This window comes from Pseudomonas sp. NFACC02 (assembly GCF_900110765.1).
In the GTDB taxonomy this organism is placed as follows: Bacteria; Pseudomonadota; Gammaproteobacteria; order Pseudomonadales; family Pseudomonadaceae; genus Aquipseudomonas.
On the sequence record NZ_FOEO01000056.1, the window covers coordinates 20,401 to 29,702 of the forward strand.

Genomic DNA, 9,302 nt, shown 5'->3' on the forward strand with positions numbered 1-9,302 from the left:
TGAGGGGGCGTGTAAACGGCCGTCAGACGACCGTGATTCGAACGGTTGATAAGGCGTTATTCAGAATGAAGGCGCACAACGAAGACGTGCGCCGAAGCGCACGTTGGAGAGAGCAGCAGGCAGACGTCAGGCGTAGGTATCGATGAGGGTGCCGAGCATTTCGTCGCTGGCTTTTTCGACTTTCACACCGGCTTGAACCTGAATCTTGCCCTGAGTCAGTTCGACGACATTGGTCGCCATGTCCGAAGCAGGAGGACGGTCCACCGCACGCAGACGCTCAAGCTGGAAATCGGCGGACTGGGTGCGTCCGGACACTGCCGTCGCCGGGCTGGCCAACTGAGTGGCGGCCTGATCGACACGGTTCTGTCCGACCTGAATAGTACTCAGGCCCGGATACAGCGTGTTGTTCAGTGAGATTTGCATGACCACGGTCCTCTGTTCATAAAGCGAACAGTCAGTATTGAAACAGACGACGGGTGAAAACGCTCGACAAAAACAATAATGGCATCGGGCCTGCTAATAGAGCAGGCCCGATACTGCGAATATCTCGTTGTTAACCAGGCGACCTAATCCAGCAACTCCAGGTGCAAATGCTCGGCAACCATTTCCGGCGTGGCTTTCTTCATATAAGGCACGCGCCCCAGGCACGGCGCGGGTAAGCGCTCCGCGAGGGTCGCAAGGTTCTCTTCAAGCCGTGATGTCTTGGGATCGATGATGTTCGCCACCCAGCCCGCCAACTGCAGCCCGTCGTTGGCAATCGCCTCAGCGGACAGTAAGGCGTGGCTGATACAGCCCAGACGTACACCCACCACCAGAATCACCGGCAGTTTGAGCGCAATCGCAAGGTCAGACAGATTGGCCTGATCGGCCAGGGGCACACGCCAGCCGCCGGCCCCCTCGATCAACGTGAAGTCGGCTTTTTTCTCAAGGATGTGCCGCATCGGCCCGAGCAGGGATTGCACGGTGAGCGCGACGCCCGCCTCCCGCGCAGCCAGATGCGGAGCGATGGGCGGTTCGAAGGCAACCGGGTTGACCTCGTTGTACGTCAGCTCGACCGAACATTCGGCGCGCAACGCCACGGCATCAGGATTACGCAGGCCCTTGGGCTTGACGTCGCAGCCAGACGCGACGGGTTTCCCCGCCGCCGTGCTCAATCCGGACTGTCGCGCCGCATACAGAAGGCCCGTGGCAATGGTGGTCTTGCCGACGTCGGTATCGGTTCCCGCGATGAAATACGCAGCGCTCATCTTGGCGACCATCCGTTCAGGTATTTTCAAACTCTTGCCCATTCACTATAGCGCTCACACGAACGACGCTTGCAACACCGGTCATTTTTTAAACAGGTCCAGGCTTTTCCAGCACCGCGTAGACGACTTGATAGGTCGCTGGCAGGCCGTCTTCCTGCCGAAACCCTTCATAAGCCTCAATCAGCGCCTGAATGCGCGCGCGGCCCGTCAAGCCTCCCGGCCGCCCCGGATTGATATTATGCGCACCCAACGCTTTCAACTCATGGGTCAGGGTGCGGACATCCGGGTAATGAAGCACATGTGGCAGCACGTCCAGGCTGCGCACCCGCAAACCACTGGCCGCGCACAGTCGCTGATAGTCGCTGAACTCACGGAAGCGATTGACATGAACCAGACCGTCTACCGTCTGCCAGCTGTCACGCAGTTCGGACAAGGTGCCGACGCACAGGCTGGCGAAACCGAAAACGCCGCTCGGCTGCAACACCCGGCTCGCCTCACTCAGCACCGCTGCGAAATCCGCGCACCATTGCACGGCCAGGCTGGAAAAGATCAGTTCGACGCTGGCATCGCGCAACGGCAGGTTTTCCGCATCGCCCGCGATGTAATGCTGCGCGCCACCCAGAGGCCGCGCATGGCGCAGCATGCCTTCGGCGATGTCCAGCGCAACACCGTCGCTGTCCGGAAAGTTATTGGCCAGTACCCGGCTGAAGTACCCGGTGCCGCTGCCCAGATCAAGCCAGTGCGCGGGCGCGATGTCCGGCAGGCGTGAGATCAGCTCGCTGCCGACCGCGCGTTGCAGCTCCGCGACGCTGTCGTAGCTGCCCGCCGCTTTGGAAAAGGACGCCGCCACCTGACGCTTGTCGGGCAAATGGCGCTGAAGGGTGGCCTGTTGCTGTTTCACGGCTTTGAGCACCGCACAATGGGAAAGATCAGTCATCACCAGACTCATGTAGGAACGCCTGGACCGCAGCGGCCACGCCGTGAGGATTTTCCAGGATGAACGCGTGACTCGCCTGTTCGATCACGCCGACTTCGATGTCGGGCAAGAGCGTAAGCAGGTCTGCCGAGGCTTCTGCTGGCACCAAAGCATCGAGACCACCGAACAGGTGCAATTGCGGGCCGCTATAGCTTTGCAGCGCGGCGCGGGTGTCCATTTTTTCGAGCAGTTTCAGACCTTCGATCAGGCCGTTGCCGATGCCGTGGGGCACGCCCGCCTTGAGCTGTCGTGACAACGCACGCGGCTCTTCAGCGCCTTGTACGCAAAGCAGGCTGAAACGCTTGAGGGTGGCGTCGGCGTCAGCTTTACAGCCCGCAATGAATGCATCGAAGTCCGTCTGCGGCATCGCATTCGGCCATTGGCTACGGGCCACGAAACACACGTTGCTGGCGAAGGTCGCCAATCCACAACAGCGCTCGCCACGCCGCGCCGCCAGTTCTGCGGCGAGCATGCCGCCAAGCGACCAACCGCCCAGCCAGACGTTGTCCGGAAGGGTTGAATCCAGCTCGTCGAGCCAGTCGTCGAGGTGGTCGTTGTCCAGATCGGGCAACGGCTCGATCTCGACGTGAAGGTGCTCATCCAGCCCCCGCAACGCCGCCGCCAATGGCTCCAGCGGCGAAACACCCAGGCCCCAGCCCGGCAGCAGGATCAACCGATCACGCATGGTGTGCCTCCACCGGCTCAGTTGCCCCTAGCAACGGATAACAGTGCTCCAGCGCTTCCAACAATTGTCGCACCTGGGCTTCGCTGTGAGCCGCGGATAACGTGACGCGTAAACGCGCGCTGCCCGCAGGAACGGTCGGCGGACGAATCGCGGTAACCATCAACCCGCGTTCACGCAGCATCTGCGACAAACGCAGCGCCCGGCCGCTGTCGCCGATGAGGATGGGCTGAATCGGTGTGAAGCTGTCCATCAGCTCAAGGCCGATCGCCTGGGCGCCATCGCGGAACTGTTTGATCAAGGCTTTGAGATGATCACGACGCCAGTGCTCGGTGCGCAGCAGCTCAAGGCTTTTCAACGTGGCGCAGGCCAGTCCAGGCGGCTGACTGGTGGTGTAGATATAAGGGCGGGCGAACTGGATCAGGGTTTCGATCAGTTCCTCGCTTCCGGCGACGAAGGCGCCCGCGGTACCGAAAGATTTGCCGAGGGTGCCGATCAGCACCGGCACGTCCTCCATGCTCATTCCGAAATGCTCGACGATGCCGGCGCCGTTTGTGCCCAGAGGGCCAAAGCCGTGGGCATCGTCGACCATCAGCCAGGCGTTTTTCGCTCTGGCGACCTTGGCCAGCGCAGGCAGATCCGCAATATCGCCGTCCATGCTGAACACACCGTCAGTCACGACCAACGTGTCGCCCACGGCCTTTTCAAGCCGACTGTTCAGGCTGTCGGGGTCGTTGTGCAGATAACGGGCGAAGCGGGCACCACTGAGCAGGCCAGCATCGAGCAAGGAGGCGTGATTCAGCCGGTCTTCCAGCACCGTGTCGCCCTGCCCTACCAACGCTGTGACAGCACCGAGGTTCGCCATATAGCCGTTGGAAAACAGCAAAGCGCGAGGACGACCGGTCAAGTCGGCCAATGCTTCTTCGAGTTCGTGGTGCGGCGTGCTGTGGCCGATGACCAGGTGCGAGGCGCCGCCACCTACTCCCCAACGCTCCGCGCCCGCCTTCCAGGCCGCGATGACGTCGGGATGGTTGGCCAGCCCCATATAGTCGTTGTTGCAGAACGCCAGCAGCGGTTTGCCATCGACCACGACTTCCGGGCCTTGCGGGCTTTGTAGTAATGGGCGCTGGCGGTACAGGTGTTCGGCACGACGGGCAGCGAGACGTGCGCTCAGATCGAAAGACATGCAGGCCTCGTGGTTAAGCAGAAAATGAGGGCCTGTAAGAGCGCGCTTGCCCGCGATAAACATCTGTCTGCGCCATCCTGGCCGACTGACACACCGCCATCGCGGGCAAGCGCGCTCCTACAAGGGGTCAGCGTGCTGTCACACCGCCGCGTCGTAAAACATCTCGCTGCTTTTCTGCTCGATCAGCGCCTGCTCGATGGCGGCCTGGTGCACTTCGTCCGAGTGTTCTTCACGGGCTTCCGGCTGGATCCCCAGACGCGAGAACAGCAGCATGTCTTTGTCGGCTTGCGGGTTGGCCGTGGTCAGCAGTTTGTCGCCATAGAAGATCGAGTTCGCGCCGGCAAAAAACGCCAGGGCCTGCATCTGATCGTTCATGGCTTCGCGGCCTGCGGACAGGCGGACGTGGGATTTCGGCATCAAGATACGGGCGACGGCCAGCATGCGAATGAAGTCGAACGGATCGACATCTTCCGCGTTGGCCAGCGGGGTGCCCGCCACTTTTACCAGCATGTTGATCGGCACCGACTCAGGGTGCTCTGGCAGGTTGGCCAGTTGGATCAGCAGGTTGGCGCGGTCATCCAGCGACTCGCCCATGCCCAGAATGCCGCCGGAGCAGATTTTCATGCCAGCGTCGCGCACATAGGCCAGGGTCTGCAGACGCTCGCTGTAGGTGCGGGTGGTGATGATGCTGGTGTAGAAATCCGGCGAGGTGTCGAGGTTGTGGTTGTAGTAATCCAGGCCGGCATCCGCCAGCGCCTTGGTTTGATCCTGATCCAGTTTGCCCAGGGTCATGCAGGTTTCCAGGCCCATGGCCTTCACGCCTTTGACCATTTCAAGCACGTACGGCATGTCTTTGGCCGATGGATGCTTCCACGCGGCGCCCATGCAGAAACGCGTGGAACCGATGGCCTTGGCACGCGCCGCTTCTTCCAGCACTTGCTGGACCTGCATCAGCTTCTCTTTTTCCAGGCCGGTGTTGTAGTGACCGGACTGCGGGCAATACTTGCAGTCTTCAGGACAGGCGCCGGTCTTGATCGACAGCAGCGTGGAAACCTGGACGCGGTTGGCGTCGAAATGAGCGCGGTGCACGGTTTGCGCCTGAAACAGCAGGTCATTGAAGGGTTGTGTGAACAACGCCCGGACCTCGGCTAGATTCCAGTCGTGACGCAAAGTGGCATTGATGCTGGCGCTCATGGGCGGCTCCTTGATGTTTTTGGCGAGTACCCGGGCGGTTCGGCACATTGGCCAACCTGAAAGTCCACAAGCACAACACGGATGTTCGGCATATTTAAGGAAGCGGCATGCGCTGTCAACCACACAACCACCACGAGGTTTACATATGGTTAAAAAACATACAGACCTGTCTGTTATGCGATGAACAGACGGATTCCGACCTGTCCATCTGCATGGCCTGCGAGCGCGATCTGCCCTGGCTGATCGACCAGTGCGAGCGCTGCGCCCTGCCCATGCCGATGTCCGGGTTGACCTGCGGGCAGTGCACGCGCCAATCGCCAGCGTTTGACGAAGTCGTCGTGCCGTGGCTTTACGACTTCCCCATCGACGCGCTGGTCACACGTTTCAAGCATCAGGGCAAATGGCCGTTGGGCCGCCTGCTCGCCGACCTGCTCGGACGAGCCTTGCAATACCGATATGACGAAGGCTATCCACGGCCGGATGTTCTGATCCCAGTCCCGCTCGCCAGCAAGCGACTGCGCCAGCGTGGTTACAACCAGGCGGCAATGCTCGCGCAGTGGCTGGGCGGTGAATTGAATCTTCCGATGGATGAAAGAACCGTCAGACGCGTGAAGGAAACACCCGCGCAACAGAACCTCGATGCGAAAGCGAGAAAGCGGAACCTGCGTGAAGCGTTTGCGCTGATCGATCCGGATGGCGTCGCCGGAAAACATGTCGCCTTGATCGACGACGTCATGACCACGGGCTCTACCGCCGACACCCTTGCACGACTGATGATCAAGGCCGGTGCCCGGCAGGTCGATGTGTATTGTCTGGCGAGGACGGCGAAGCCGGGGGATTGAGCCTGATCGCCAGGTGGCCTGTGGTGACTCCTCCTCGGCGCCTGCACATTTGGTTTTGGCTTACACTGCGGCCTCACCTCCCCAAAAAACCAACCCATCATGTCGCTACCCACCTTGCTTACCCAACACATGGTTCGCCGGCCGCACCGCATTGCCTTGCTGCAACACATTGCGGAGCAAGGCTCGATCACGCGGGCAGCCAAGAGTGCCGGGCTAAGTTACAAGGCCGCCTGGGATGCCATCGATGAGTTGAACAATCTGGCGCAGAAACCGTTGGTCGAACGCAGCGTGGGCGGGCGTGGCGGGGGCGGTGCGAAGCTGTCCGAAGAAGGCGTCAGAGTGCTGCGCCTGTATCAGCGGCTGCAAGCGCTACAGACTCAATTGCTCGAAAGCCCGGAAGAGTCCAGCGATCTGGCGCTGTTGAGTCGCCTGATGCTGCGCACCAGCGCGCGCAATCAGTTGCACGGACAGGTGGCGAGTATCACGCCATTCGGGCGCAACGACATGATCAGCCTGGCGCTGGCCGGCGGTCTGACGATCAACGCGCAGATCACCCACGACAGCACGCTACGGCTTGAGCTCGAAGCAGGTACCGATGTGTTCGCCCTGATCAAAGCCAACTGGCTGGAAGTGCTGGCGCCTGATCAGGCAGTAACAACTGGACACAATTGCCTCGCCGGTAAAATCGAGGAAATTCTCGGTGCCGAAGACGGCCCCAGCGAAGTCAGGATCGCGCTTCCCAGCAGTCAGACGTTGTGTGCCCTGGCCGATCCCGATCATCTCAAGTCTTTGAAATTCAAGGCGGGCAGCGATGTGAGGGTGCAATTTGCGCCCTCCAATGTCCTGATCGGAACACCGCATTGAATCTTCTCATCACAATCTCTTACACCCTGACGACTGTCATCGGGCAGACACGATAGCGTCACACGGGCTGCATAAGGTTTGGCGAAAAACCGCAGGAAGCCCGTGATGAAGCTATTAGAAGATAACCAGTCCACCGACCTCGAAACGCTGGTGCGTGAGAACAGCACGGGGCTCACGCGCCGCGGCTTCATCAGCGCAGGCGCCTTGTGCGGGGCCGCGATGTTTCTGGGCGGCAATCTCCTCAGCCGCAGCGTGCTGGCCGACAGTGTCAGCGCAGGCAACAACACGCTACTTGGCTTCGACAGCATTCCCTCCGCCACCGCCGACCGCATCAGCCTGCCGCCAGGTTACAGATCGTCTGTACTCATCAGTTGGGGCCAGCCATTGCATGCCAATGGCCCGGCGTTCGATGCCAGCGGCAAAGGCACGGCGAAAGCCCAAGAGATGCAGTTCGGCGACAACAACGATGGCATGAGCCTGTTCACCTTCCCTGGCGACGATGCCGACACTGCCAACCGTGCGCTGTTGGCGATCAATAACGAGTACACCAACTATCGCTACCTGTTCGATCATGGCAAAGAACCTCAGTCTGCCGAAGACGTTCACAAAGCGCAGGCCAGCGAAGGCGTGTCGGTGATTGAAGTGAAGCGCCAGGGCGGGCAATGGACGTTCGTTCAGGGCTCGAAATACAACCGGCGCATTCACGGCAACACGCCCATTCACCTGAGCGGCCCCGCTGCCGGGCATGAGTGGCTCAAAACGTCCGCCGACAAAACCGGAAGGAACGTACTCGGCACGTTCCAGAACTGCGCGAACGGCAAAACACCTTGGGGCACTTATCTGACCTGCGAAGAGAACTTCACCGACTGCTTTGGCAGCAGTGACCCCGCGCAGACATTCGACCCTGCCGCCAAACGCTATGGGGTCGTCGCGGCCAGCAAGGAAGTGAACTGGCACCCACACGATCCACGTTTCGACATGGCGAAGAACCCCAACGAGTTCAACCGTCACGGCTGGGTGGTTGAAATCGACCCGTTCGATCCGACGTCCACGCCGGTCAAACGCACGGCGCTGGGGCGTTTCAAGCATGAAAACGCAGCCCTGACCGAAACCAGGGATGGTCGTGTCGTGGTTTACATGGGCGACGACGAACGCGGCGAATTCATCTACAAATTCATCAGCCGTGACAAAGTCGATCACAAGAACCCGAAAGCCAATCGCGACTTGCTCGATCACGGCACGCTGTACGTGGCGCAGTTCGATAACGGCGACAGCAATCCCGACCATCCAAAAGGCCAGGGCAAATGGATAGAACTGACCCACGGCAAGAACGGCATCGACGCCTCGAGCGGCTTTGCCAGCCAGGCCGAGGTGTTGATTCATGCACGCCTGGCCGCCAGCGTCGCCAAGGCCACGCGCATGGACCGACCGGAGTGGATCGTGGTCAGCCCCATGGACGGTCAGGTCTATTGCACGCTGACCAATAACGTCAAACGGGGCGAGGAAGGCCAGCCGGTCGGTGGCCCGAACCCTCGAGCGAAAAACCAGTACGGACAGATTCTCCGCTGGCAGGAAACGGGCGGCGATGCAGCGTCCATGGCGTTCGCCTGGGACCTGTTCGTGGTCGCCGGCAATCCCGGCGTGCATGCTGGCACGCCCCAAGGCGGCTCAAGCAACATCACACCGCAAAACATGTTCAACAGCCCCGACGGACTGGGATTCGACAAGGCCGGGCGGTTGTGGATCCTGACGGACGGCGACTCGACCAACGCAGGCGACTTCGCGGGCATGGGTAATAACCAGATGCTGTGCGCCGATCCGCAAAGCGGCGAGATTCGGCGGTTCATGGTCGGGCCGGTGGGCTGCGAAGTCACCGGTATCAGCTTTGCGCCGGACCAGAAGGCGTTGTTCGTCGGCATTCAGCATCCCGGCGAGAACGGCGGCTCGACCTTTCCCGAGCATTTGCCCAATGGAAAACCGAGGTCGTCGGTGATGGTGATTACGCGGGAGGATGGCGGAGTGATTGGCGCGTGACCTGCCGCTGATTGTCGCCACTGCTCCTATAGGAGCGCGCATGGCGTGGTGTGCATTTCCACTATTTTGGGTGACGCTGATGGCTTGGTTTGTCCTGACGGCCAAACTGTTCCGCCTTCGGCGGGTTACTTGAAAACCCCAAGTAACCAAGGGTTTGCTCCCGGTTAGGCCCGACTTCGTCGGGTTCCTTCACTTCGGCGACGCTCCGTGGGCCCGCGCCGAACGGACATCCATGTCCTGACGGCGCTCTCGCGGCATCCATGCCGCTCGGCCCACT

At 60.7% G+C, this 9,302-nt stretch carries 9 protein-coding genes; 3 read left to right on the forward strand and 6 right to left on the reverse strand.

Going from position 1 to position 9,302, the window contains the following annotated elements; translation table 11 throughout:
• Positions 1-126 precede the first annotated feature (126 nt).
• The 6 genes from BMY73_RS25675 to bioB form a co-directional block, all read right to left on the reverse strand.
• Positions 127-423, reverse strand: a complete 297-nt coding sequence (locus tag BMY73_RS25675; protein WP_092410646.1) for a pyrroloquinoline quinone biosynthesis protein PqqE — start codon at positions 421-423, stop codon at positions 127-129.
• 143 nt (positions 424-566) lie between these two features.
• The gene (gene bioD / locus BMY73_RS25680; protein WP_092410662.1) at positions 567-1,247 is read right to left on the reverse strand and encodes a dethiobiotin synthase; all 681 of its coding nucleotides are present in this window, start codon (positions 1,245-1,247) and stop codon (positions 567-569) included.
• Positions 1,248-1,335: 88 nt separating this feature from the next.
• Positions 1,336-2,184 carry a malonyl-ACP O-methyltransferase BioC gene (bioC, locus tag BMY73_RS25685; protein ID WP_092410648.1) on the reverse strand — a complete coding sequence of 283 codons (849 nt, stop codon included), beginning with the start codon at positions 2,182-2,184 and terminating at the stop codon, positions 1,336-1,338.
• A complete protein-coding gene (locus tag BMY73_RS25690; RefSeq protein ID WP_062385288.1) occupies positions 2,177-2,908 on the reverse strand; it encodes an alpha/beta fold hydrolase in 732 nt (243 codons plus the stop codon). Before BMY73_RS25690 ends, bioC begins: the two co-directional genes overlap by 8 nt.
• The gene (gene bioF, locus BMY73_RS25695) at positions 2,901-4,091 is read right to left on the reverse strand and encodes an 8-amino-7-oxononanoate synthase (RefSeq protein ID WP_092410650.1); all 1,191 of its coding nucleotides are present in this window, start codon (positions 4,089-4,091) and stop codon (positions 2,901-2,903) included. Before bioF ends, BMY73_RS25690 begins: the two co-directional genes overlap by 8 nt.
• A 138-nt stretch (positions 4,092-4,229) precedes the next feature.
• Positions 4,230-5,285, reverse strand: coding sequence for a biotin synthase BioB (gene bioB, locus BMY73_RS25700; RefSeq protein ID WP_062385290.1), 1,056 nt, complete (start codon positions 5,283-5,285; stop codon positions 4,230-4,232).
• Between the two features lie 107 nt (positions 5,286-5,392).
• Between bioB and BMY73_RS25705 the strand changes: the two genes are divergently transcribed.
• From BMY73_RS25705 to BMY73_RS25715, 3 genes are all read left to right on the forward strand, one after another.
• Positions 5,393-6,127 (forward strand): ComF family protein, encoded by a 735-nt coding sequence (locus tag BMY73_RS25705; protein ID WP_092410652.1) that lies wholly within the window; start codon positions 5,393-5,395, stop codon positions 6,125-6,127.
• A 99-nt stretch (positions 6,128-6,226) separates the two neighbouring features.
• The gene (locus BMY73_RS25710; protein WP_092410654.1) at positions 6,227-6,991 is read left to right on the forward strand and encodes a TOBE domain-containing protein; all 765 of its coding nucleotides are present in this window, start codon (positions 6,227-6,229) and stop codon (positions 6,989-6,991) included.
• 105 nt (positions 6,992-7,096) lie between these two features.
• Complete coding sequence (locus BMY73_RS25715) at positions 7,097-9,025, forward strand: PhoX family protein (protein WP_092410656.1); 1,929 nt, start codon at positions 7,097-7,099, stop codon at positions 9,023-9,025.
• The last annotated feature ends 277 nt before the right edge of the window (positions 9,026-9,302 follow it).